Here is a 20,719-nt window from a genome sequence, read left to right on the forward strand (position 1 = left end):
GCGGGTGCCTCCTTGTGGGTTCATGCGGCTTGGGTCCGGGCGGTGTCGAGCTGTGCGCGCCATCGGATGCGAGCCGAGACAGCGCGCAGGACGCGATGTTCGAGCGGGAGGACATCCGGGTCGTCCGGTCTGGCCAGCTCGAAGCGGAAGCGCTTGGGATCGGTCTGCTCGGTCGCGCTCTGGCCGTCCTCGGTGTCCGCCAGGTCACCGGCCAGGACCGCGCGGACCCAGGCGCGGTTGTCCGCGCGGTGGTCGGCGAGGGTCTTGCCGGACCACTGCCGAGACACCAGGACGCGGCGGCCGGTGAAGCCGAGCGTCGAGCGCTGGTGGACCTTGCCGGAACAGCGGCCCGGCGTGAGGCCGGGTTTCGCGCCGTCCGGCTGGACGTTGTAGAGCAGCCAGTTCGCGCACGTCGGCGAGCACGGAAGCGTGGACAGCTCGGCGTGGAGCCGGTCAAAGTGCGCGCGCTGCGGGTCGGTCTTCGGGGTGGCGTGCTCGGTCAGGTCTTTGGTGACGTACTTCGTCACGTAGCGGATCGCGCGCTCGGCGTCCTTAGTGCCGGACTCGATCCCGCGTGCGTCGATGCGGCCGAGCCGGGCGACGTAGGCGGGGTCTTCGTCGATCGCGTCCAGGGCCTCAGCCCACGTCGGTAGCGGGACGCGGGTCTTCGGGTCGACGTAGGCCGCCTGGTCGGCGTCCCAGACCGGCGGCTTGTCGACCGTGTACGTCGGGCGGTCGAAGGACGGCCACCACACCTGGTGGTAGGTGGCCGCCGCTACCTGCTTGAGCAGCCGCCGCGGAATGGTGCCGCGGATCGCGAAGTGCGCATGCGGAGCGAGACGCCGTTGCAGCTCGACGGCACCGGCATATTGAACGTTCCAACCGGCCGCCCGGCGGAGGTTCTGCCACCAGCGGTCCATCACGCGCGCGAAGTGGATCGCGTCGAGTGCGGCCCGCCGGTAGTCGTAGGTGTCGAGGTCGACCGGTGTGCCGAGTTCCGGGTCGTACTGGCCGTGCCGGGCGCCGCACTCGCACGGGACGACGTAGGCGCCGCGCCGGATGTGCGAGTGGACCGGCCCGTGCGAGTCGAGGGTCAGCGTGACGAGCATCGACGGCCGGTAGGTCTTGCCCTCCCGGCCGGCGAAGGCACGGCCGACTGTGCGGCCGTCGACGGGCAGGCGCGGGAGGTCTGGGGAGTCCTGGCGCCGCTTGGTAGACCGTTTCCGCCGGGGGCGGTCGTCCCGGTCGCGTGGGGTGAGGTGGCCGCGGAGATTTGTCTCGGCCAGCAGCTCGTCAGCCTGGGCGATCTCCTCATCCAGGCCGGTGATCTGCGCGGCCCGCTCGTCCGGGGTCATCGGCTGGTAGTTGACCGCTTCCCGGTCGAACTCCAGATGTGCCCGCCGCGCCACCAGGTCGAGCACATCCGCCGCGGGCGGGTCCGGGTCGATCGCGGGCTCGTCCGCGAGGTGCCAGCCTTCCCGGATCTGCTGGATGCGCAGCCGCCGGCCGCGCTCGGCGCACGGCTTGCACTTCGCGGCGAGAGTCGCGCCGCACGGCACTTCGACGATCTCCGTGACGCCGGTGAACGTGTCGGTGCGGCGCAGGACGACCGGGCGTACGCAGACGCCGTTGTTCTCCGCGAGCTGCTTGAGCGCTTCCTTGGCGAGCGGCTGCCGCATCCGCGCGGCCCGCGAACCCGGACGGGGCATGTCGGTCACCTCAGACATGCCTATTCGCCTCGCCGCCTGTACCTGCTCGTGCGACTCTGCCGCCGTGGACAACTTCGGCACCGAACCCTTCGTGAACGTGGATCTCCCACGCAGCGGCGGACCGTACGCATGTCCGTGCTGCGGCTACCTGACCCTTGGAGAGCGCGGAGGCTTCGAGATTTGCGACGTCTGTTTCTGGGAGGACGACGGGCAGGACGCTCACGACGCCGACGAGGTTCGCGGCGGACCGAACCGTGCCCTGAGCCTCACCGATGGCCGGCGTAACTTCGCTCGATACGGCGCGAGCGACCCCAGGGACTTGAGGCACGTCCGTCCGCCCCTGCCGGAGGAGCACCCGCCTCCTCCTCAAAACGGCACCGCCTGACCGACAACCGGCGCCGACACGCGAGACGCGAACGCCGTTGACGGAACCGGCACGACGCCAGGACGACGCACCGGCATTTCCGGCCCCAGCTCGGTTGCATCCGATGCGGGTTTCTCGGCCGCCGCTTCGACCTGCACCGGCCCCAAGTGCTTGGCCGGCGTCCCGGAGAGGACGAGCTTGGACAGGCCCATGAAGGCCAGCGCCGGTACGGCGGACAGCAGCCAGCCGGAGATGCCCGGCTTGGCGACCGCGAGCTGTGCCGACAGCGACAGCGCGACGCCGCAGATGAGCAGGAACATCGGGTAGCGGGTCGGCTTGTCGGCCCGCCGCCGGGCGCGGATGGTGAGCAGTGCGGCGATCGGGAGGAGTTCGGAGATCGCGGCGTTGGCCCAGCCGAACCAGTCCGGCGTACCGGCGGGGCTGTTGTCCATGGTCCAGTCGTGGACGTGCGTGAACGACGCTGCGCCGGCGAGCGTGCCCACGGTCAGCAGGATGGCGACCAGGACGATGCCTTCGAAGCGTTCGGCTCGGGTCATCGGTCCCCCTCCACGATCTCGCCCTCGACGACCTGCGCGTATCCGTACCGGTGGCAGAGGTCTTGAATGTCGCTGTCGGAGTGGTAGGCGAACCGGACCCGGACCGGCTCACGCACGCCGTCGAGCGCTACGTAGGCGACGCCGGGTGAGGTCTCCGGGATCTCGTCGGCGAGTGCGCCACGGTTGCGGGCGCCGTCGCCGAGGATGAGGTCCACTTGCTCGGCCTCGGTGAGTCGGAGTGCGATCCGGGTCGGGAACAGGTCGCGGAACGGCAGCACCTCCTTGCGCGGGTCCTGGAGTGCGGCGATGACGTGGACGCCGACCGCGCGGCCCTGGGACAGCAGCAGCGACAGGGACTCGCGGATGCGGTCGCGGACCTTGCGGTCGGAGATGTAGGAGGTGAGCGCGGCCAGCTCGTCGATCACGATGACGATCAGCGAGTCGCCGGGGGTCGGGGTGTGCTGGCGGGTGATGCCGCGGAGCCGGTTGGCGCGTGCCCGCATGCGCACCACGGCGTCTTCCAGGGCGCCGGCCATGGTCTCGGCGGTGTCGTAGACGAAGCGGGTGAACAGCGGGAGGCCGCCGGCCAGTTCCATGCCGCCCTTCGGGTCGAAGACCCACAGCTCGACGAGCCGTTGTTGGATGCCGCCGGCGAGCGCGGCGATCAGCGCCCAGATCACCGAGCCCTTGCCTGCGTTCGTCGCCCCGCCGACCAGCACATGCGACCCGGCGAGCCGCAGCGCGTACGCGTCGCCGTTCTCCTGAACGCCGAGCGGCAGCCGGGCGAGGTCGAGGCTCGTGGGAGTCGCAATCGGTGCGATCGTCTCTGCCAGCGGATCGCGGCGCAGGAAGACCAGAACGATCCGGTCGGGACGGCGATGCGTGCGAGCGCGGCCGTCCCGGACGCGGAACGTGTAGGCCAGGCGCGGTGCAGCTTTGCCCCAGTCGTCCGGGTGCTGGCCGGGCAGCATCCGTACGGTCACTTCGTCGCCGAACTCGGTGGCGCGGACGCCGAGGAGCTGCGGGACATACTTGTCCCCGCCGAACGCGGTTGCCAGCCCGCAGGTCGCCATGGCCGGCGCCCAGCTGCGCCGGTAGACGAACAGCCGCCGCCACCGGCCCAGCAGCGGCCACCACACGAACCGTTGCCAAGTCGCCCGATGCCACCGCCACCACGCCGCACCGCCCGCCGCCAGCGTGGCGAGCACCACGAGCAGGGTTTGCCAGCCGAAGTCCACCCAGATCCAGGCGGCCAGCGCGGCCGGGCCGGTCAGCCACCAGTAGCGGACCGCGAGCACGGTCGCGTGGAAGGTGCCGCGGAGCGTCCACCATAGGACGAGGAGCCAGCCGGGCACCCGCCATACGGGTACCCGGACGTTCATCGGCGCGGGCGGGATCTTGTCGCCTGGGATGACGTTGATCAGTGGCATGACGTCGCCCCGGTGTCGGGGAACAGCGCGATCTGATCCGCGTGCTGTGCGGGCTCCGGTGCCGGCTGCCGGCTGTGCTGGCCCGGCTTGGTGTTGGTCTCGGGCACGTGCCGGATCATGGTCGGCAGCCACCGGCCCCGGCCGAGGACCGCGCGCATGTCGCCCGGATCGGAGACGTAGGGCGCGATGCTGGCCGGGTCGAGGTGGTTGAGCTTGACGATGGTCCGGGCGAGGGAGGCGGCGGCAGCGGAGATCTCCACCAGGGCCGCCACCCGCAGCACGTCGACCGGGGACGAGACGTAGACGTGCCGGACGACCGCGATCCCCAGCGCCGCCAGCTTCCGCACGACAACACGACGGACGGTCACAGCGACCACCGCCACACCGGCCGGCCCAGCCGCGCCCGGCAGCGACGGCAGCACATCCGCTTCGGGTCGAACCGGCGCGGCTTCACCCAGGACTCGCAGTACATGCACCACATCGCGGAGACCGTCGACCGGGCACCGCAGTGCAGCCCGACGATCGTGAACAGCGTGGCCGTGGTCATCACGCTACCTCCGAACCGCGCAGCCGGGCCGCGGTCTCCCGCGCCGTGCCCGCCAGCTCGACGGCTTCCACGGTGCCGACGCGCTCCAGCAGGTCAGCCTTCGCGTCGAACCAGGCCGCCCGTTCGTGGTCACTCGCGTTTCGGTCCGGCATGGCACCCAGTAACGCCGACAGCTGCGCGCCGATCGACTGCATCGGGGCAGCCTCGTCTACCGTGGGCTTCACAGCCCCACTCCTTTCGAGGGGTATGGGTTGGCAGCGCGGGGCCGGGCCGAAGTCTTTGGTCGGAGGACGGCCCGCCCCGCGTCAACATCTGTTCAAGTAGCAGCCGCGCCGGGCACGACGCCCGCGGCACGCATCCCGGTAGCGCGCAGCGAATACGCCATCCGCGCCCGGCACTTACTCGACGACCCGCCACAGCGGTTCCCGTCCACATACGGCGTGATCGTCAGCCCGTCGAACTCCACCGCCGGCGGGTAACCCGGCACGCTCGACGCCGGCGGCACCGGCTGATGCGGCGCCACGACCTTCACCTTCACCTCGGTCGTCCGCCCGAACTTCCCGGCCTCCGGGTCCAGGTCCATGACCTTGACGACCCAGACCCGCTCCCCCGTCTCCTTGTCCCGCGCCTGGTTGTCCGCCTCCCCACGCCGGTCAAAGTCGACCTGCGCATCCACCCCCAGGCAGAGCGCCCCGCGCGGAAACACGTACTCGGACGGCACCGGCACCTTCAACGTCAGCGGAACCACGAACCAGCCTCCTTGCTACACAGCCATCCAAGTGATGACCGGTTATGCAAACAAGCTAGGCCGACTTGTGCACACAAGCAAGAAACGAGATTTGGTTTTCAGATCACGCACATCCGGGCGCTTCGATCCCGGCTTGACGAGCGGCTTCCGTCTGCGTGGACGCCGCACGTAGGGTGCCTTAATGATCGACGAGGAGCGGGCGCGGCAGATCGCGGAAGCGATTCTGGCTCACGATGCGACCGAGCCCGGCACACCGCCCTTGGCCATCGTCAACGTCGAGGAACACCCGATCGGCTGGGTGCTCTACTACAACTCCGCGAAGTACGTCCGGACCGGCAACTTCATGGACGCCACCGTGGGAAACGCGCCAATCGTGGTCGAGCGGGCGACTGGCCGTGCACACATCACGGGCACAGCTCGAAGCACCGCCTACTACCTGGCCGAACTCGACGCGGGAACGCACTCATGCACACACTGCCCCTAGCGAGGCGGCAGGGCATGAAGCTGCTGAGCTAGGGCAGCGGATATGCGTCGTCGATCTCGTGCCGCGAACCGGGCATCACCAATTGGGACGACAGCACGGCCTCACCCGACGACTGATACACCGTGATCACGGTGCTGATCACGGACTCGTCGTACGGCACCTCAAGCCAGCCGGCCTCGCTCTCGGTGACGCGGCGAGCGGTCAGCTGCTCGATCACGTAGTCCCCGCGGATGCCGCGTACCCGGTTGATGTGGTCAAGGAGGCTGCCGGCAATCGGGTCCGGCTTGATGATGTCGGTGCCGACCGCCACATCCACCGGAACGTACGTCGACACCATGTCAACCGGCCCGAACTCCGACACCGTGATCCGGTGCCGCACGTAGACCGGCGTCTCGTTCGGGATGTGCAGCGAAGCCGCAATCCGCGGCGGAGCTAGCACCGGCCCGACGTGCACGACGTTTGTGGAAACGGTCTCATCCAGATACAACGCTTCCCGCGCATACTGCGGCGAGACACCGGACGCGGACGGCCGGCCACGCACGAAGTGCCCCTTGCCCTGCTGCGACTCGATCCACCCGTCCTGACGCAGGATGCCCAGCGCCTTCAACACGGTCGGCCGCGCGACCCCGAACTCCTTGGCAAGCGTGTTCTCCGACGGCAGCGAGGTCCCCGGCGGGTACGTGTCGCTCTCGATGCGCTCACGGATCGTGTTGAGCACCCGCAGGTACTTCGGCGTCGGCACCTCGTACGCGCTCACACACACCCCGTCCGGATCAACAACCCACTTGACAACACAAGACACTAAACCTGATGCACATGAGCAGGCAAGAACCGTCACGCGTCGGAGGGCTCTTCAACCACTTGAACGCCGAACCACTCCGTCCGGACGCCAACTCTGCGAAGCCCGATCAGCTGCGGGCGAGTGGCGCCGGGCCGCCGCGCCGGCAACCGCAAGTAGCGACCGAACACCCGCAACGCCGCGCGCCGCAGCGGACACGGCCCTTCAAGATCGCAGACCGGGCACCGCCCGTCGCTGGCGAGATCGGTATGCCGATCCAACTGGCGCTGCGCCTCCCGCAGTTCGGAGCGCGCCTCAGCGGTCAGGTAGACCGTCATCGCTCAACCTTCCTCATCGGTCGTCGCTCCGGCGCAGCACGTCGTAGACCACCGCGGAGCACGAAGACCTCTCGTCGTACGGTCGCTTCACCAGTTACGGGGTCGACGACGTAGCCGAGAACCCAGGCCCATCCGTCGTAGGTCGCCCGGTCGGACACCGAGATCACCCGCAGAATCAATGCATTGGCGCCGTTGAACTGCACCGACGCTTGCCGATCGACGATCAGAACGTCGCCGACTTTGGGTTCCATCGCACCCTCCACCGAAGCCGGAATGGCGAAGGGCGCCGAGGCGGGCCTTCCTACTCCTGTTGCGAGCCAGGAGAGAGAAGCGGCGCGAGCTTGGCCCGCCTCGACGCCACATCAGGACGCGACTGCTTCCCAGAGCCGCCACAGTCCAGGCACGGCCGACGAAACGACGCGTCGGCCCGTTCGCAGGTGTAGGCCATCACGCGCATGGCCGACCGCCTGACCACGTACTTCCAGCCGAACCCCCGACACGAGGCACAGACCAGAAACTCCACAGCAGCGGCTGGAAGCGGATGCCTGACCTGCTCGTCCCGATCCGGGCACCGCTCGGAGACACCCGTCTCGATCTCGCTCGCCGACATCCGACCTCCCAGCCACCACCATTAGAGCTAGCTCTATTAGAGCCACGGCAGGTCAGCAGTGTCAATAGAGCTACCCCTAAGAAAGAAACTGGCGCTCCGAGGTGCTAGCTTCAGGGCGCTCGATCGAGGAGGAACCATGACCACCGGCTATCGCGAGCTGGCAGCCATCCTGCGGACGGCGATCCTGCAAGGCGAGTACGCCGAGGGCACCACGCTGCCCAAGCAGGACGAGATCGCGACGCTGCACGGCGTCAACATCAAGACCGTCCGCCAAGCGGTACGCATCCTCGAAGCCGAAGGTCTCGTGACCCCGGTGTCGTCCGCCCGCGCCTGCCGATGAAGCGGCTCGGCGCCGACCGCTACGCGAAGAGCAAGTGGAAGGGCACCGGCCTGGTCGCGTTCGCTGCCGACCGCGAGGCCACCGGCCGGCCATGGCAACCCGGAGACCAAACTCAGACGGTACGGATGACGACCGCGGACGCCGATATCGCCGAAGCGCTCGGCCTGGAGGTCGGTGATCCGGTCTACGAGCGGGCACGCCTGGTCAAGGAAGCCAACGTCCCGACGCACACCCTGACCAGCTACTACCGCCCGGAAGACGTCGAGGGCACTCCGCTCGTCGACGCGAAGGCCGGCCCGGCCGGCCGCGGTGGCGGTTTCGCCGTCCTCACCAGCCAGGGCTTGGAGCCGGACAACATGACGGAGACGATCTGCGCCCGGATGCCGTCACCCGACGAGATCGAACAGCTCCAACTACCCGCCGGCGAACCGGTGATGATCCTGCACCGCACCACCTACACGGCCGAGGGACGCCCGATCGAGTTCGCCCGCGGCGTCCACGCAGCTTCCCGCTTCGCCTGGACCTACCACTTCCAGATCCCCGACTGACCCACGCTCGGAGGCCCCGCCATGCCGAACAGCACCGCCGTCATCCCCGCCGAGATTCGCGAGGATGTCGAGACCCTCTGGAACTACCACCAGATGGGCCACGAAGTCCGCCCGACCGACATCGGCATCGGGCTCGGCAGCCACGACATCGGCGTGGCCATGATCGGCACTGACCTCTACCACCGCGGCATGTACCCGATCCTGCTCTTCACCGGCGCGAACGCCCCACCTACGGTCGAGGTCTTCCCACGCGGCGAAGCCGTGCACTACCGCGAATACGCCCTTGCGCACGGCGTCCCCGACGAGGCGATCCTCATCGAGACCAAGGCCCGGCACACCGCCGAGAACATCGTGCTGTCCCGCGAACTGCTGGAAGAGCGGGGCTACAAGGACATCAAGACCATCACCCTCATGTCCCGCCCCTACCAGCAGCGACGCGGCTACTCCATTTGCAAGAAGCACTGGCCCGAGGTCGAGGTCATCTGCGCTTCACACCCCCTGCCGATCGACGACTACTTCGCCTTCATCGGCAACGCCAAAAAGGTCATCGACACCATGGTCGGCGATACCCAGCGCATCGACACCTGGGCGGAAGCCGGGTGGGCAATCCCCCAGCCGATGCCCGACTCAGTCCGGATGGCATACGGCCGCCTCGTGGCAGCCGGCTACACAAGCCGCCTGGTCTGAGGGTTCAAGCTCGAAGCCGGCTTCTCCCGGCCTTTCCCTCTGCTCCCGGAATCGCAAGGAGCACGGGCCGCGCCATTTACCCTGCCCAGGGCGCGCGACATGGACCCGAGCAGCCGGGAGAACCCCTCAAGGTCTTCCTCCACAAGGATCAGCTCCATCACCGGCTCCTCAATGCCGACGGCATACGCCTCGAACTCGACCAAGGTCACGTCCGGCAACAACGTGCACCTGAGCAGGCGGATCCCAACCCGAGTACCCAACGCATCACTCAATTGCATGAATTCCATGCGCGATCGATGCCACGTGCCCGCCGATTCCACCCAGCACTCAGCCGGATCACACCAGAGCGGGTGATCGTCGCTCTTTGTTTCCGTCTCGCCTTCAATAGTTTCCGCAGACATCAACTCTCCTCGGACATAGGTGCCAGTCGCGCCGGCTGCCATGGCCGCCTCGCCACAAGAACTATTTCCGATAGCACCGCTCGATGGAATCGTTCCGACTCCCCATGACCGACAGTCCGAAGCCGTTAGCCAGCAAGGGAATCCGAGATCATTCATGAGGAATGGCTGTGGTACGCCATGATCGGCGACCAATCACGTACCCCACACCCGACCCTGGTCTCCCTGGGCAGAGAACTGCGGATCGCACGCGAATCTCGCGGCATAACCCAACAAGATCTGGGCGCAGAGATCCACTTCTCGGACAGCCAGATTTCCGCCGTTGAGACCGGCCGGCGCCTACCCAGCGACGCCCTCATCCGGCGTGCCGACGAGACACTCGGCACAGCCGGCCTTCTCATCCGCCTCTTGGAAACCGCGCAGGCGACCGCAACCCGAGAGACTCTGCCCGAGTGGTTCCGCCCCTGGGCAGACATCGAGCAGGCCGCCACCACGCTCCGCTCATACCAACCACTCGTCTTGGACGGCCTACTACAGACCCCCGCCTACGCGCACGCCATGTTCAAAACCGGCGACCCAGCAGCCGACAAGGACACGCTCCAGCGCGCAGTAACGGCCCGCATCGACCGGCAACAGATACTCAGCCGCCCGAACCCACCGCGGCTCATCACGATCCTCGAAGAGGCAGTTCTCTACCGCCCCGTCGGCGCCACCCCTGAGCTGATGCGCCATCAACTCGATCACCTGGCCACGGTCGGCCGCACCGGCACCATCGAGATCCACATCCTCCGCACCGAGGTAGGCACACACCGAGGCCTAGCCGGCGCCTTCGCACTCGCCACGGTCCCAGGCCATCCTGAGGTCGCGTACATCGACACTCAGCTCAGCGGCCTGGTCATCGAGGCCACGACAGACGTTGATGCCATCCGCCACATCTGGGAAGGTCTCCTAGGGGAGGCCCTTCCTCAACGCCAGTCGCTCAAGCTGATCCAGGAGGCATCAGAGTCATGGACCACTTGACTTGGAAGAAGTCCACCCGCAGCAGCCCCAACGGCGGCCATTGCGTCGAGGTTGCGACAGCATCGAGCGATCACGTCCTAATACGGGACAGCAAAGCCGTCCGCGGCCCACTCCTCCGGATAAGCAGCCCATCATGGAAAGCATTCATCCAAACACTCACGCACCAGGCCAACACTTGAGATGCTGGTCAAATCGCGCCTCTACAGCAAGACCACACCACACGCCGCCGCAATACACCTACGCCGCAGGTGAGGCCAAAGTCAACCAACGCGTCGCTTCAGCGATTGGGATATCCGGCAAGTTCAGAAGGAGCGCGAAGTGAAGCTCATGTTCGCATCACGAAGGTTACCCAACGTAATACGAGGAAAGCCCAATCTAGTCGACATGGAACTAATTGCCTCCCGAACGTACGGAAACGCTGTAGGCAGAGCTACCTTCTGAGCAAAAACCGCAATTTCCTCACGAGCGCAGCCCTGAACCTCAGTCCAGCTTCCCGACGGAACTTCATACTCGCAGACAATTACGCATTGAAGCCGCGCCAACAAATGCCCGTCGCTGAATTCATCATCGTCCGCATTCTCGTCGTCCATCTCCACATCAAAAAGAGAGCACCGAGCTACAAATCGGCAGAGTATGCCCTCTTCATCATCCTTAAGCGCCCAAGCAGTTCCCAGCGCAAACTGAAGACCTTCCACTTTTGCTAGGCGCTTCAAGGAAGCATTGAAGGACTGAACCACAACTTCCGCAAGCTCAACAGTATCCAACACACTTCGCGCGCTCACCGAAGTATCACCCATCAAGAAACAGCCTCATTAAAGACGATGAAGACGTTACCATCAAGGCGTTGCGACCTACCGCCAGAATGACTTTCCTCGCCAAGCTGATTCCAATTAACGTCGCCCAAATCGGAATTTGCCAAGGAACGAGGCGAATCTTCCCTCACGGCCTTGTGCGTGGTCCAGGCCACCCTCATTCTCCTTACAGCATCTTCCCGGGGGCGCCCCAGAGGCACGGCCTTAATTTCCAGTTCGCATCCGAGCTCATGCAGATACTCGGCTAGAGTCGAAATTCGGACATTTCCATCCCCCCGAAAAACCTGATTAACCGCCGACTTCCGAATGCCGAGACGGCCAGCAAGTTCCGCTTGACTCACACCCGAGCGTCGAAGCGCTGAATGCAAAACCTTAAGGACCCCATACCGTAAGCGTGAGACCGAGAGCGCACGAGCACCTTTAGGCGTTGCTACCAACTGATCATAAAGCGTCATAGCAGCTCATCCTCTCCCCTCACCCGCATTGCCAATCTTTTATACCTAGGAGGACACTCTCTACCATTTTTTAAAAAGCCATTCGTCAAACGAACGGCCCTGCATCGGGAATGGGAATTTGCATAATAGAAAGGCAATCTAACATCCACCGCTTTAATTTCCCAGATATCGTTACCCAAGCTATTCAACTGCAAAGGAACGTCTAGAGTTCCAGTTCGCGCAAACTCCTCGAACCTAATAAGAACATCCGCAATTCTTCCGAAATCTTCTTTTCTTATTAACTCTTCGAGGAAAGCATCGGCAGGAGCTGCTCCGTTCGCCATGCGCGCAGCCTCGATGACCAGCACACCACCTCGCTCGTACCGAATCCTCCCGCAGTCTTCGCAGCTTGAGCGACCGAGTACAGTCAAGACTGTACCTCCATGTCCGGCATTATGCCATGCTGATCACAGGAATGACACTTCAAGATCGCACTAGGTGATCGACACCCGCTCCTGAGAAGTACACGCTCAAGCAGCAGTCGGCAAGCAGCACGTGGCAGGCCAGCAACGGACAAACGGTGCAGATAACGCTAAGAGGCGCGGAATCACCCGAACGGGCCACAGCGAACACCTGGATGGCTGACTTGGATGCCAAATCGGCCCATACATTCCGGAACGGCCGATCAAGGTTCTATATCGCACAAAGTCGATAAAGAATCGCTACGTATTCTACGTTACCCGCCGGGACTTGAAAGGGGCTATCTCACCTCCCGCTAGTTCAGTTTCTCCTCGTGTCGAATCTTGAGAGTCGCTGCCGCGACAATAGCAATCTGCCGAACTACTCTCTTTTGAATCAAGGCGCCGCGCCAGCGCGGCGCAGGGCGTCGTGTCGCCCTGCGGGCGGCCTCCGGCCGTCCTCGGTCACCACGACGCCGGCGACTACCGTGGCTTGGTGGCAGTCGATGAGGTTCTCTCGTTAGCGGGTCTGCGCTTGCTGCACCTACGGCATTCGCCCGGCTCAGGGACGCAGCAGCTCCTACTGATCAGTGGCCGGTCCAAGGCCGCATGGTTGGACTACGACGTGTGTTCGCGTTGTCGACGGGGCCACGTATGGAATCTCACGGTCCATGCTCCACACCAGCGCCAGGGCTTGGGCCTTTACCTGCTCAGCATTTGCCCGGAGCAGAGCCCCCGGCTTTCGTTGGACTACCATCGGGCAGCGAGGAAGCGCGAAGCGGTGGGTGAAGGTGGGCGAGCGGACCGGAGCGGGATACCAGCCCGAGAACCCTTGCCGATGCTTGAAGAACGCCACTCCGTTCTGGCGCCGACAGCTCGATAGCTGGCGATCGAAAAGAGCCACCCGTCGGTAGCGGCCCGACGATCGCTGTGGGTGGCTGGGTGCCGTAGTGGGTTCCGGCGATCGGCTGCCGCGCCGCTACGCGGCTTGCCACCGGTCTTCTTGATCGCGTGCCGCGCGGGGTGCCGGCGCCACGGCAAGCCGCCCCAGACCGCGTACGGTCCGGGGCGGGAAGCCGCCTTGCGGCGCCGGAGCGCCGCGCGGCGGAGGTTGAGCGGCCGTGCCACTAACTCAGGCCGCAAGCGGCCCTGTACGGTCATGATCGGGCAGGACGGCACCCGCGCTGACCAGGCAAAACCGGACGATCATCCCAACGCGGCGAGATCTTCCAAACTGATTACGCGGGTTCGATTCCCGTCGTCCGCTCCACTTCGGGTCACTGTGTCAGCCGAAGGCGCTGACCAGGGCGTTCCGCATCAAACCTGGGGGCCGAGCCCCCAGACCCCCACGGTGCGGGATGGTCGCGTTCCGGCCTGGTTGGCCTTGATAATCCGTCCCATGGGCTCGGCGAAGTCGCGTCAGCTCGGAGTGTCAATGGCTTCCTCTCCCGTAGCAAGGGTGGGGGCAATCAGCTCAGCGGGCGGTGAAGTGTGCATTCCGGCGATGTAGGGCCGCGATGCGACCAGGCCGAACTCCACGAGAGCACGTGTCTGTTGGTCAGCCAGTTCGTAGAGCTTTGCCATGACGATCTTCAACTCGTCCACGTCGGGCTCGTACCGGTACTCGGTGATGTAGGCGCTGATCGCCTCTCTCCGCGGCTCGTCCAGCATCGGGTGGCCGTACCACGGATCGTCCTTCTTGGCGTTGTTGCAGGGGCGGCAGGCAGGCACGATGTTGCCCCATGCATGCAGGCCGACTGATGCCCGATTCATAGGCACGACGTGTTCGTCGACCGGCGAGGCGTCGGCGTCACCGCAGTACGCACAGGCATGGTCGAAGCGGTTCAGCAGCTCCTTGTTCATGCTTCGGAAGGGCGGGAAGCCGCGGTTGATGTCGTACTCGCGTCCGGCTTCCTGGAGGGAACAGCCGCACGACCCGGTTGGGGACATCTGAGTAGCTGCGGATCGCCATGACCTATGACTACCACCCACGCACCGAGCAGCAGTGCGAGGCGGCATCGGTCCGTGACGGTCACCCGGGCAACCGGCTTTCGTGGTGGCGTCCGTTGATCATCTGCCGCGCCGCTGCTCGATTTCACGCCCTATCTCTGGTTGCGGCCCGACGAGGTGGATCGAGAGCAGGCGCCGGTGAGCGGTGGCAGTGCGAAGGAGGGCAGGCTGATCGATAGGTTGGCGGGTATGACCGATCTTCTGCCTGAGACCCGCCGCGCCCTTCGTCACCGTCTCGCCGTGGGGCAGAGCAGCGGGCGGACGCCGTCGGTGGTGGCGGCCGTGGTGCGGGACGGCGGGCTGATCTGGGCCGACGGGTGGGGCACCGTGGACGGGGTGGTTCCGGATGCGGACGTCCAGTACCGGATCGGCTCGATCACCAAGACGCTGACCGCGATCCTCGTGCTCCGCCTCCGCGACGAAGGGCTGCTTGACCTCGACGACCCGCTGGACGCGCACCTGCCGGGGACCGCGGCTGGCAGCTCGACGGTCGGGGCGCTGCTGGCGCACACGGCGGGGCTGGTGGCGGAGCCGCCGGGGCCGTGGTGGGAGCGGACGCCGGGGGCGCTGCGGCCCGAGCTGGCGGACGTGCTGCCGGAAACGCCGTACGTGTATCCGCCGGGCCGCCGCTTCCACTACTCCAACCCTGGTTACGCCCTGCTCGGCGCGCTGATCGAGAAGGTGCGCGGCGTGTCCTGGGCGGAGGTGCTGCGCGCGGAGGTGCTGGAGCCGCTCGGCATGGACCGCACCGGGCCGGAGCCGGTGGCGCCGCACGCGAGCGGCTGGGCCGTGCATCCCTGGGCCGACGTGCTGCTGCCGGAGCCGGCGCAGGATCTCGGCCGGCTGGTGGCGGCCGGGCAGCTCTGGTCGACCGCAGCCGACCTGGCCCGGCTGGCCGGGTTCCTGCTGGACGGCGACGAGCGGGTGCTGCGCCGGGCGTCGGTCGAGGAGATGTGTGCGGCGCGGACCACCGAGTACGGGCTCGGCGTGCAGATTCTTCGTGCGCCGGACGGCCGGGTGCTCACCGGGCACACCGGGTCGCTGCCCGGGTTCGTGTCCACGGTCGCGGTCGATCCGGCGGAAGGGCTCGGTGCGGTCGTGCTCGGCAACGTCACGGCGGGGCTGGAGGTCGGCGTCATCACGGCGGACCTGATCCGGATCGTGGCGGAGCGGGAGCCGCGCATCCCGGAGCCGTGGCGTCCGCTGCGGTCGGTGGATCCGGAGCTGCTCGCGCTGGCCGGGCCGTGGTACTGGGGTCCGAACCCGTACGTGCTGCGCCCGGCGGCGGACGGCTACCTGGAGCTGTCCGCGCTGCGGGGTGGCGGGACCCGCGCGACCCGGCTGCGGCCGGACCCGGACGGTGGCTGGACCGGGCTGAGCGGGTATTTCGACGGTGAGCGCCTGCGGATCGAGCGGGACGCGGCCGGCGCGGTCACGCACCTGGACATCGGCACGTTCGTGTTCACCCGCCAGCCGTACGACCCGGCCTCGCCGATTCCCGGCGGCGTGGATCCGGCGGGGTGGCGCGGGAGCGACTGAGTACGACTTCCGTGTACCGGCCGTCCGCACTTTCCACCGACGCGACGCGGGGGCGCCGGCCGCCACGCTGGAGCGGACACCGGATCACCGAAAAGGGAGTGGGACATGACGTTCTCCGGCTGGTTCACCCGCGTCGCCGCCTACCTGGCCGACACGGCCGTCGCCGCGCCGTTCTTCCTGGCCGCGGGGCTGCTGGACGGCAACCGCGCAGCCTATTACGGCCTGGCCGCGGCCGGGTTCGCGGTGTGGGCGTACAACCGGTGGTGGCGTGCCGGGCGCACCGGGCAGAGCTGGGGGCGGGCGCTGGTCGGGATCCGGCTGGTGGGCGCGGACACCGCACGGCCGATCGGCCCGGTCCGGGCGGCCGTGCGGGACTTCGCCCACCTGCTCGACGACGTGATCCTCTACGTGGGTTACCTGCTGCCGCTCTGGACCGCGAAGCGGCAGACCCTGGCGGACAAGGTGATGCGCACGGTCGTGGTCAGCTGACCGGCCGGCGGCTGCGGACCGCGACCACCGCGGCCAGCGCGACCACCACGGTCGCGAAGCCGGCCAGCGCGATCTCGGTGGACACCACCGCGGTCGCGACGCCGAAGCCGAGGATCGGGATGGACAGGCCGAGGTATCCGGCGAGGAACAGCCCGGCCAGCGCCTCGCCGCGGGTGGCCGGTTCGGCGATGCTGAACACCGTACCGATGGATCCCTTGAACAGCAGGCCGGCGCCGGCACCGGCGGCGGCGCCGCCGATCAGGAACATCGGCAGGCTGGGCAGCCAGACCGCGGCGGTCGCGGTGACCAGGCCGACGCTCAGCGAGGTGAGGCCGCCGAGCACCTGACGGCGCGCGGCCGCCCGGGCGAACACGAGTTGCGCGGTCACCGCGCTGCCGAACGTGAGGAACGCGACCAGCCCGGCCAGCGCCCGGGACGGATGCCCCATGGTGCCGCCGACGAATCCGGGTGCGACGGACGCGAACAGTCCCAGCACGGAGAACGCGGCGAACGCGCCGATCGCCACCGTGACGAACCGGCCGCGGGTGGCGGCGGGCACGGCGACGCGCTGCGGCCGGTACGGCGCGCGGGTGGGTGTCACGGTCTCCGGCACCAGCGCGACGCCGATCGCGACCGCGGCCAGCAACACCAGATAGACCACATAGGGGGTACGCAGCGGCGCGCCGGCCCACTCGGCCAGCAGTCCGGAGGTGAGCGAGCCGACCGCGAAACCGCCCATGTTCGCGGCCGTGCCGACCAGTTCGGCGAGCGCGCGGCCGGCGCCGGGACGGGCGGCCGCGTGCAGCTCGACCAGGTGCGCGGTGGCGGTCGCGGTGATCATGCCGACCGCGACGCCGCTGAGCGCACGGCCGGCCAGCACCAGCGGGAACGCGGTGGACGCGAGCAGCAGCACACCGGAGACGATCTCGACGAGCAGCGCCGGGACCAGGACGCGGCGGCGGCCGAGCCGGTCGGAGAGGTGACCGGCGAGGAACAGGCTGACCGTGACGCCGACCGCGTAGGCGGCGTACGCGACCGTGACCATCAGCGTCGAGTAACCCGCCTCGCGCTGATAGAGCGGCCAGAGCGGCGTGGGTACGACCGTGAACGCCATCGCGATCAGGAACGCGGAGGCGACGACCCAGAAGCCGGCGCCGTGACTGACGGTGCGCCGGGCCACGACGGGCAGGGTCTGAGCGGACATGACGAGCTCCTCACACCGAGAAGGGAACGTCGTCAGCCTTCCGCGCCCGGCCCATCTCCGCCAACGATGGTTCATGCTGGGGTCTAGCATCATCCGTGATGGACCTACGCCACCTTGCGTACTTCGTGGCGGTCGCCGAGGAGCTCAGCTTCACCCGCGCGGCCGCACGCCTGCACGTGGTCCAGTCCGGCGTCTCCGCCACGATCCGCGCGCTGGAGCAGCACCTGCGGGCCGACCTGTTCGAGCGCGGCCCGCAGCGGATCGCGCTGACCGACGCGGGCGCGGCGCTGCTGCCGGAGGCGCGCGCGGTGCTGGACGCGGCGCAGGGCGCCCGGGACGCGGTGGCCCGGGTGCGCGGCGGCCTGCGCGGCACCGTGCACGTCGGCGCGATGACGTCCGTCACCATCCTGGACCTGCCCGGTCTGCTGGGCCGGTTCACGGCCGACCACCCCGGCGTCACCGTGCGGCTGCGCGCGGCGCCGAGCGGCTCGGCCGGGCTGGCCCAGGCGCTGCTGGACGGCGAGTTCGACCTGGCGTTCCTGTCCGACATCGACCGGCCGCCCACCGGCCTCGACATTCAGAACCTGGCCACGGTACGGATGGTCGCGATCGTCCCGGCCGACTGGCCCGGCTCGGCGGTCACGCTGGAGCAGCTGGCCGAGCGGCCGTTCATCGACTCGCCGGCCGGGTTCGGCAACCGGGTCGTGGTCGACCGTGCCTACGCGGCCGCGGGCCTGCAGCGGCGTGTCGCGCTGGAGGTCGTCGAGATCGGCACCGCACCCGAGTACGTGCGGCACGGGCTCGGTGTCTCGATCATGCCGGCGTTCTCCGTACCCGCTGATGATCCTGGGTTGAGAGGCCTGCCGATCGCCGGAGCGGAGTTGTGGTGGACGCTGTCACTGGCGACCGCCACCCGGCGCCGGCCGACCGCGGCCACACGCACGTTCCTGGAGCTGGCGAAGGATTACGTCAGGCGCGGCTGAACGGGCGCAACGCCTCGGTCACCCAGGCCGGCTCGAAGATCGCGCCCGGGTCACCGCCCAGGTCCGGCGCGACCGGGCGCGGACCGGGACGGCCGTTGTGCACGTCCAGCAGCACCGTGCCGGCCGACTCCAGCAGCGCCAGGTTGCGCCGCCAGACCGGGTGGCCCCAGAGCTTCTCGTTCACGGTCGGCACCGCCACCACCGGCACGCCCTCGCCGAGCGCCTCGCAGAGCCGGGCCAGCGCGTACGTGTCCGCGGCACCGCTCGCCGCCTTGTTCAGCGTGTTGAACGTGGCCGGGCAGACCACCACCGCGTCCGGTGGGCCGCCCTGCTTCGGCTGGTCCGGCGTGCGGAACTCGAACTGCGGCGGCGTGCCCAGCACGTCGTGCACCGCGGCCGGGTCCAGCCATGCGCGCGCCGCGGGCGTACCGATCAGGATCGGCGTCCAGCCGTCGCCGAGCAGAGCCTTGAGCAGATCGGGGGTACGCGCGGTGAGCGGCGCCCCGCAGACGATCACTGTGACGTTCCCGGCCATGGCCGCACCGTACCTCTCTACCTTCCGATAGAGACCGACGCCCGTCTCACGGGCGATTCATCACACCCGATCCGCCCATAGATTCAGGTCATGCTGATGAACGAGGAACGGGCGACCCGGCGGGACCGGAAACTCATCGCGGCCGGCGCGGTCACGCTGACGATCGCGGCCGTGCTGATCTGGGCCGGCTGGCAGTTCACCGGCATCACGTACGACTGGTCCGCCACCGATGACCGGATCGGCGTCGCGCTGCGCGGCGCCGGTGCGCTGCTGATCGGCAAGACCGGCCTCAAGATCGGTCTCGTGGTGGTCGGTGCCGCCATCGCGACCGTGATGTGGATGCGCGGGCGCCGCCGCCACCACTGAGAACTACCATGCAGTCCGGCCGAGCTGACGGGACTGCACGAGGATGTCGACTTCGATGGGAGCGGCCTGGGTGGATCTCAGGCCGGGCGCGGACGTGGACGCCGCACTCGACGTGCTCCGCGCGGACGGCCCCGACGTGCTGTACGCCCGCGTCGTGCCGCTGGACGGAGGCTGGCACCGGCTGGAACTCACCACCGGGGACGCCGGGCCGGCACTCGGCCGGTCGGTGGTGGCGCTGCTGGCGTCGGCGGAGCACGCGGTGCGGGCGTTCGTCGCGCTCGACCACGACGCCGACGGTGCCGAGCAGGTGGTGCTGGACGGGCGGTCCGGGACGGTCACGCGCGTGCACCAAGTGCGGATCCACCCGTTCGGGGCGGGCTTCGGCTTCCGGCCGGGTTCCGGCTCCGGGGAGCCGCCGGTGCTGCCCGAGGTGCCGGCCGGGGTGGCGCCGGGCCGCTTCCCGGGTCGCGGGCAGATCCTGAACGGCCCTCAGTCGATCGCCGCGCTGGCCGGCCTCTACGACGTACCCCCGGCTGATCTGAAACGCGCGCGGCGGCGCACCCGCCGCCCGGCCGGCCTGCTGGGCGCCCCCGGTGGCCCGTTCCAGCCCTGGCTCGACGCGCTGCGGATCCCGTGGACCGCCGCGACCGGCGACCGCCCGATCAAGCTGCGCCCCGGCCCGGTCTGGCGCGAGGCCGTAGTCCGCTACGCGCTCCCGTCCCTGCCCGGCCGCTGGCTCGTCTTCGACGAGGAGCTGGTCGCCGAACCGGTCGGCCTGATCGCCCGCGCCATCGTCCAGGGCCAGGCCGTGCTGCACCCGCTCTACCTGCCGCCCGGCCACCCCGGCTGGCGCGTCCACGACGCGCTCGACCTGCGGCTCCCACGCACCACGCTGGCCACCCGGGAAACCGCCGAGCCGGCCATGCAACACCTGGCCGAGGCGATCCGTTCCCGCGCCCTGCCGCACTTCGCCGCATACGGCACGCTGTCCGGTTACGTCGAGCACTGCCGCGCGGTCTCGTCCGATCCGTACCGGTTGCATGCGCAGGCCCTCACCGAGATCGTCCTGGAACGCTTCGACGACGCCTTGACCAGCCTCGACGCCATCACCAGCATGGTCGTCCCCCGCCTCTACGACCGGACCCGCCCGGCCGGCCTCGGCCCCGCCCGCCTCACCGACCTCGCCGCCGAGGCCGATCACTGGCGCCGCCGCCTCGCCGAGGACCCGTTCGGCGCCCAATCCGACCTTCTGGCCAACGTCCCCACCCAGCGCCGGCACCTCGGCCTCCCGGCCTGACCACCATTCGATCGATGGTCCGCCCCGCCCTGGG

The 20,719-nt window shown here is 68.1% G+C and carries 29 protein-coding genes; 12 read left to right on the forward strand and 17 right to left on the reverse strand.

The features are described 5' to 3' along the window. Positions 1–20: 20 nt before the first annotated feature. Positions 21–1,727 (reverse strand): replication initiator, encoded by a 1,707-nt coding sequence (locus tag J2S42_RS14950; protein ID WP_307239594.1) that lies wholly within the window; start codon positions 1,725–1,727, stop codon positions 21–23. Here J2S42_RS14950 and J2S42_RS14955 point away from each other — a divergent pair. Continuing rightward, positions 1,726–2,094, forward strand: a complete 369-nt coding sequence (locus J2S42_RS14955; RefSeq protein ID WP_307248765.1) for a CPCC family cysteine-rich protein — start codon at positions 1,726–1,728, stop codon at positions 2,092–2,094. The two genes, J2S42_RS14950 and J2S42_RS14955, sit on opposite strands and share 2 nt — an antisense overlap. On the opposite strand, the gene J2S42_RS14960 is transcribed toward J2S42_RS14955, so the two are convergent. The 6 genes from J2S42_RS14960 to J2S42_RS14985 all read right to left on the reverse strand — a co-directional run bounded on the left by J2S42_RS14960 (position 2,076) and on the right by J2S42_RS14985 (position 5,355). Continuing rightward, positions 2,076–2,630, reverse strand: coding sequence for a DUF2637 domain-containing protein (locus tag J2S42_RS14960; RefSeq protein ID WP_307239596.1), 555 nt, complete (start codon positions 2,628–2,630; stop codon positions 2,076–2,078). The two genes, J2S42_RS14955 and J2S42_RS14960, sit on opposite strands and share 19 nt — an antisense overlap. Further along, on the reverse strand, positions 2,627–4,060 hold the full coding sequence (locus tag J2S42_RS14965; RefSeq protein ID WP_307239598.1) for an FtsK/SpoIIIE domain-containing protein: 1,434 nt from the start codon (positions 4,058–4,060) through the stop codon (positions 2,627–2,629). Before J2S42_RS14965 ends, J2S42_RS14960 begins: the two co-directional genes overlap by 4 nt. Continuing rightward, positions 4,051–4,407: a hypothetical protein gene (locus J2S42_RS14970; protein WP_307239600.1), complete on the reverse strand. Its 357-nt coding sequence runs from the start codon at positions 4,405–4,407 to the stop codon at positions 4,051–4,053. Before J2S42_RS14970 ends, J2S42_RS14965 begins: the two co-directional genes overlap by 10 nt. 17 nt (positions 4,408–4,424) lie before the next feature. Beyond that, complete coding sequence (locus J2S42_RS14975) at positions 4,425–4,607, reverse strand: hypothetical protein (RefSeq protein WP_307239602.1); 183 nt, start codon at positions 4,605–4,607, stop codon at positions 4,425–4,427. After that, positions 4,607–4,831 (reverse strand): hypothetical protein, encoded by a 225-nt coding sequence (locus tag J2S42_RS14980; RefSeq protein ID WP_307239603.1) that lies wholly within the window; start codon positions 4,829–4,831, stop codon positions 4,607–4,609. The genes J2S42_RS14975 and J2S42_RS14980 overlap by 1 nt, the downstream gene beginning before the upstream one ends. Before the next feature lie 92 nt (positions 4,832–4,923). Beyond that, on the reverse strand, positions 4,924–5,355 hold the full coding sequence (locus tag J2S42_RS14985; protein ID WP_307239605.1) for a hypothetical protein: 432 nt from the start codon (positions 5,353–5,355) through the stop codon (positions 4,924–4,926). Between the two features lie 181 nt (positions 5,356–5,536). Between J2S42_RS14985 and J2S42_RS14990 the strand changes: the two genes are divergently transcribed. Further along, positions 5,537–5,839 carry a YrhB domain-containing protein gene (locus tag J2S42_RS14990; protein ID WP_307239607.1) on the forward strand — a complete coding sequence of 101 codons (303 nt, stop codon included), beginning with the start codon at positions 5,537–5,539 and terminating at the stop codon, positions 5,837–5,839. Between the two features lie 28 nt (positions 5,840–5,867). Here the strand turns inward: J2S42_RS14990 and J2S42_RS14995 are convergent, their stop codons facing one another. From J2S42_RS14995 to J2S42_RS15005, 3 genes are all read right to left on the reverse strand, one after another. After that, positions 5,868–6,581: a GntR family transcriptional regulator gene (locus tag J2S42_RS14995; RefSeq protein ID WP_307239609.1), complete on the reverse strand. Its 714-nt coding sequence runs from the start codon at positions 6,579–6,581 to the stop codon at positions 5,868–5,870. A 92-nt stretch (positions 6,582–6,673) separates the two neighbouring features. After that, positions 6,674–6,955 (reverse strand): hypothetical protein, encoded by a 282-nt coding sequence (locus J2S42_RS15000; protein WP_307239611.1) that lies wholly within the window; start codon positions 6,953–6,955, stop codon positions 6,674–6,676. Next, the gene (locus tag J2S42_RS15005; protein WP_307239613.1) at positions 6,952–7,206 is read right to left on the reverse strand and encodes a hypothetical protein; all 255 of its coding nucleotides are present in this window, start codon (positions 7,204–7,206) and stop codon (positions 6,952–6,954) included. Before J2S42_RS15005 ends, J2S42_RS15000 begins: the two co-directional genes overlap by 4 nt. Before the next feature lie 495 nt (positions 7,207–7,701). On the opposite strand from J2S42_RS15005, the gene J2S42_RS15010 reads away from it, so the two are divergent. The 3 genes from J2S42_RS15010 to J2S42_RS15020 are packed head-to-tail and all read left to right on the forward strand — an operon-like array spanning position 7,702 to position 9,140. Then, the gene (locus J2S42_RS15010) at positions 7,702–7,905 is read left to right on the forward strand and encodes a winged helix-turn-helix domain-containing protein (protein WP_307239615.1); all 204 of its coding nucleotides are present in this window, start codon (positions 7,702–7,704) and stop codon (positions 7,903–7,905) included. Then, on the forward strand, positions 7,902–8,453 hold the full coding sequence (locus J2S42_RS15015; RefSeq protein ID WP_307239617.1) for a GntR family transcriptional regulator: 552 nt from the start codon (positions 7,902–7,904) through the stop codon (positions 8,451–8,453). Before J2S42_RS15010 ends, J2S42_RS15015 begins: the two co-directional genes overlap by 4 nt. Before the next feature lie 21 nt (positions 8,454–8,474). Next, on the forward strand, positions 8,475–9,140 hold the full coding sequence (locus tag J2S42_RS15020; protein WP_307239619.1) for a YdcF family protein: 666 nt from the start codon (positions 8,475–8,477) through the stop codon (positions 9,138–9,140). Here the strand turns inward: J2S42_RS15020 and J2S42_RS15025 are convergent. Then, positions 9,119–9,541, reverse strand: coding sequence for a hypothetical protein (locus J2S42_RS15025; protein WP_307239621.1), 423 nt, complete (start codon positions 9,539–9,541; stop codon positions 9,119–9,121). The genes J2S42_RS15020 and J2S42_RS15025 overlap by 22 nt on opposite strands. A gap of 177 nt (positions 9,542–9,718) precedes the next feature. Here J2S42_RS15025 and J2S42_RS15030 point away from each other — a divergent pair, with 177 nt between their 5' ends. After that, positions 9,719–10,558, forward strand: coding sequence for a helix-turn-helix domain-containing protein (locus tag J2S42_RS15030; RefSeq protein ID WP_307239623.1), 840 nt, complete (start codon positions 9,719–9,721; stop codon positions 10,556–10,558). Next, on the forward strand, positions 10,546–10,737 hold the full coding sequence (locus tag J2S42_RS15035) for a DUF397 domain-containing protein (protein WP_307239625.1): 192 nt from the start codon (positions 10,546–10,548) through the stop codon (positions 10,735–10,737). Before J2S42_RS15030 ends, J2S42_RS15035 begins: the two co-directional genes overlap by 13 nt. A 123-nt stretch (positions 10,738–10,860) precedes the next feature. On the opposite strand, the gene J2S42_RS15040 is transcribed toward J2S42_RS15035, so the two are convergent. The 4 genes from J2S42_RS15040 to J2S42_RS15050 all read right to left on the reverse strand — a co-directional run bounded on the left by J2S42_RS15040 (position 10,861) and on the right by J2S42_RS15050 (position 14,125). Beyond that, positions 10,861–11,355 carry a hypothetical protein gene (locus J2S42_RS15040; protein WP_307239628.1) on the reverse strand — a complete coding sequence of 165 codons (495 nt, stop codon included), beginning with the start codon at positions 11,353–11,355 and terminating at the stop codon, positions 10,861–10,863. After that, on the reverse strand, positions 11,355–11,825 hold the full coding sequence (locus J2S42_RS41945) for a helix-turn-helix domain-containing protein (protein WP_370879185.1): 471 nt from the start codon (positions 11,823–11,825) through the stop codon (positions 11,355–11,357). The genes J2S42_RS15040 and J2S42_RS41945 overlap by 1 nt, the downstream gene beginning before the upstream one ends. Beyond that, positions 11,822–12,172 carry a hypothetical protein gene (locus J2S42_RS15045; protein ID WP_307239630.1) on the reverse strand — a complete coding sequence of 117 codons (351 nt, stop codon included), beginning with the start codon at positions 12,170–12,172 and terminating at the stop codon, positions 11,822–11,824. The genes J2S42_RS41945 and J2S42_RS15045 overlap by 4 nt, the downstream gene beginning before the upstream one ends. 1,509 nt (positions 12,173–13,681) lie before the next feature. Continuing rightward, positions 13,682–14,125: an HNH endonuclease gene (locus tag J2S42_RS15050; protein WP_307239632.1), complete on the reverse strand. Its 444-nt coding sequence runs from the start codon at positions 14,123–14,125 to the stop codon at positions 13,682–13,684. Positions 14,126–14,461: 336 nt separating this feature from the next. Here J2S42_RS15050 and J2S42_RS15055 point away from each other — a divergent pair, with 336 nt between their 5' ends. Beyond that, on the forward strand, positions 14,462–15,811 hold the full coding sequence (locus J2S42_RS15055; protein WP_307239634.1) for a serine hydrolase domain-containing protein: 1,350 nt from the start codon (positions 14,462–14,464) through the stop codon (positions 15,809–15,811). A gap of 105 nt (positions 15,812–15,916) precedes the next feature. Then, positions 15,917–16,300 (forward strand): RDD family protein, encoded by a 384-nt coding sequence (locus tag J2S42_RS15060; RefSeq protein WP_307239635.1) that lies wholly within the window; start codon positions 15,917–15,919, stop codon positions 16,298–16,300. On the opposite strand, the gene J2S42_RS15065 is transcribed toward J2S42_RS15060, so the two are convergent. After that, the gene (locus tag J2S42_RS15065) at positions 16,293–17,504 is read right to left on the reverse strand and encodes an MFS transporter (protein WP_307239637.1); all 1,212 of its coding nucleotides are present in this window, start codon (positions 17,502–17,504) and stop codon (positions 16,293–16,295) included. The genes J2S42_RS15060 and J2S42_RS15065 overlap by 8 nt on opposite strands. A gap of 98 nt (positions 17,505–17,602) precedes the next feature. Here J2S42_RS15065 and J2S42_RS15070 point away from each other — a divergent pair, with 98 nt between their 5' ends. Beyond that, on the forward strand, positions 17,603–18,487 hold the full coding sequence (locus tag J2S42_RS15070; protein WP_307239639.1) for a LysR family transcriptional regulator: 885 nt from the start codon (positions 17,603–17,605) through the stop codon (positions 18,485–18,487). On the opposite strand, the gene J2S42_RS15075 is transcribed toward J2S42_RS15070, so the two are convergent. Next, the gene (locus tag J2S42_RS15075) at positions 18,474–19,022 is read right to left on the reverse strand and encodes a flavoprotein (RefSeq protein WP_307239641.1); all 549 of its coding nucleotides are present in this window, start codon (positions 19,020–19,022) and stop codon (positions 18,474–18,476) included. The two genes, J2S42_RS15070 and J2S42_RS15075, sit on opposite strands and share 14 nt — an antisense overlap. 90 nt (positions 19,023–19,112) lie before the next feature. Between J2S42_RS15075 and J2S42_RS15080 the strand changes: the two genes are divergently transcribed. Beyond that, positions 19,113–19,388 carry a hypothetical protein gene (locus J2S42_RS15080; RefSeq protein ID WP_307239643.1) on the forward strand — a complete coding sequence of 92 codons (276 nt, stop codon included), beginning with the start codon at positions 19,113–19,115 and terminating at the stop codon, positions 19,386–19,388. 70 nt (positions 19,389–19,458) lie between these two features. Next, a complete protein-coding gene (locus J2S42_RS15085) occupies positions 19,459–20,685 on the forward strand; it encodes a hypothetical protein (protein ID WP_307239645.1) in 1,227 nt (408 codons plus the stop codon). Positions 20,686–20,719 lie beyond the last annotated feature (34 nt).

The sequence above is a fragment of the Catenuloplanes indicus genome, assembly GCF_030813715.1.
In the GTDB taxonomy this organism is placed as follows: domain Bacteria; phylum Actinomycetota; class Actinomycetes; order Mycobacteriales; family Micromonosporaceae; genus Catenuloplanes; species Catenuloplanes indicus.

Bases quoted from the DNA above. Each gene is read 5' to 3' on its own strand.
- J2S42_RS14955 (WP_307248765.1), top strand. From the start codon at position 1,726: ATGCCTATTCGCCTCGCCGCCTGTACCTGCTCGTGCGACTCTGCCGCC.
- J2S42_RS14950 (WP_307239594.1), bottom strand. From the start codon at position 1,727: ATGTCTGAGGTGACCGACATGCCCCGTCCGGGTTCGCGGGCCGCGCGG.
- J2S42_RS14960 (WP_307239596.1), bottom strand. From the start codon at position 2,630: ATGACCCGAGCCGAACGCTTCGAAGGCATCGTCCTGGTCGCCATCCTG.
- J2S42_RS14965 (WP_307239598.1), bottom strand. From the start codon at position 4,060: ATGCCACTGATCAACGTCATCCCAGGCGACAAGATCCCGCCCGCGCCG.
- J2S42_RS14975 (WP_307239602.1), bottom strand. From the start codon at position 4,607: ATGACCACGGCCACGCTGTTCACGATCGTCGGGCTGCACTGCGGTGCC.
- J2S42_RS14990 (WP_307239607.1), top strand. From the start codon at position 5,537: ATGATCGACGAGGAGCGGGCGCGGCAGATCGCGGAAGCGATTCTGGCT.
- J2S42_RS15000 (WP_307239611.1), bottom strand. From the start codon at position 6,955: ATGACGGTCTACCTGACCGCTGAGGCGCGCTCCGAACTGCGGGAGGCG.
- J2S42_RS15005 (WP_307239613.1), bottom strand. From the start codon at position 7,206: ATGGAACCCAAAGTCGGCGACGTTCTGATCGTCGATCGGCAAGCGTCG.
- J2S42_RS15010 (WP_307239615.1), top strand. From the start codon at position 7,702: ATGACCACCGGCTATCGCGAGCTGGCAGCCATCCTGCGGACGGCGATC.
- J2S42_RS15015 (WP_307239617.1), top strand. From the start codon at position 7,902: ATGAAGCGGCTCGGCGCCGACCGCTACGCGAAGAGCAAGTGGAAGGGC.
- J2S42_RS15020 (WP_307239619.1), top strand. From the start codon at position 8,475: ATGCCGAACAGCACCGCCGTCATCCCCGCCGAGATTCGCGAGGATGTC.
- J2S42_RS15025 (WP_307239621.1), bottom strand. From the start codon at position 9,541: ATGTCTGCGGAAACTATTGAAGGCGAGACGGAAACAAAGAGCGACGAT.
- J2S42_RS15030 (WP_307239623.1), top strand. From the start codon at position 9,719: ATGATCGGCGACCAATCACGTACCCCACACCCGACCCTGGTCTCCCTG.
- J2S42_RS15035 (WP_307239625.1), top strand. From the start codon at position 10,546: ATGGACCACTTGACTTGGAAGAAGTCCACCCGCAGCAGCCCCAACGGC.
- J2S42_RS15040 (WP_307239628.1), bottom strand. From the start codon at position 11,355: ATGGGTGATACTTCGGTGAGCGCGCGAAGTGTGTTGGATACTGTTGAG.
- J2S42_RS41945 (WP_370879185.1), bottom strand. From the start codon at position 11,825: ATGACGCTTTATGATCAGTTGGTAGCAACGCCTAAAGGTGCTCGTGCG.
- J2S42_RS15050 (WP_307239632.1), bottom strand. From the start codon at position 14,125: ATGAACAAGGAGCTGCTGAACCGCTTCGACCATGCCTGTGCGTACTGC.
- J2S42_RS15055 (WP_307239634.1), top strand. From the start codon at position 14,462: ATGACCGATCTTCTGCCTGAGACCCGCCGCGCCCTTCGTCACCGTCTC.
- J2S42_RS15060 (WP_307239635.1), top strand. From the start codon at position 15,917: ATGACGTTCTCCGGCTGGTTCACCCGCGTCGCCGCCTACCTGGCCGAC.
- J2S42_RS15065 (WP_307239637.1), bottom strand. From the start codon at position 17,504: ATGTCCGCTCAGACCCTGCCCGTCGTGGCCCGGCGCACCGTCAGTCAC.
- J2S42_RS15070 (WP_307239639.1), top strand. From the start codon at position 17,603: ATGGACCTACGCCACCTTGCGTACTTCGTGGCGGTCGCCGAGGAGCTC.
- J2S42_RS15075 (WP_307239641.1), bottom strand. From the start codon at position 19,022: ATGGCCGGGAACGTCACAGTGATCGTCTGCGGGGCGCCGCTCACCGCG.
- J2S42_RS15080 (WP_307239643.1), top strand. From the start codon at position 19,113: ATGCTGATGAACGAGGAACGGGCGACCCGGCGGGACCGGAAACTCATC.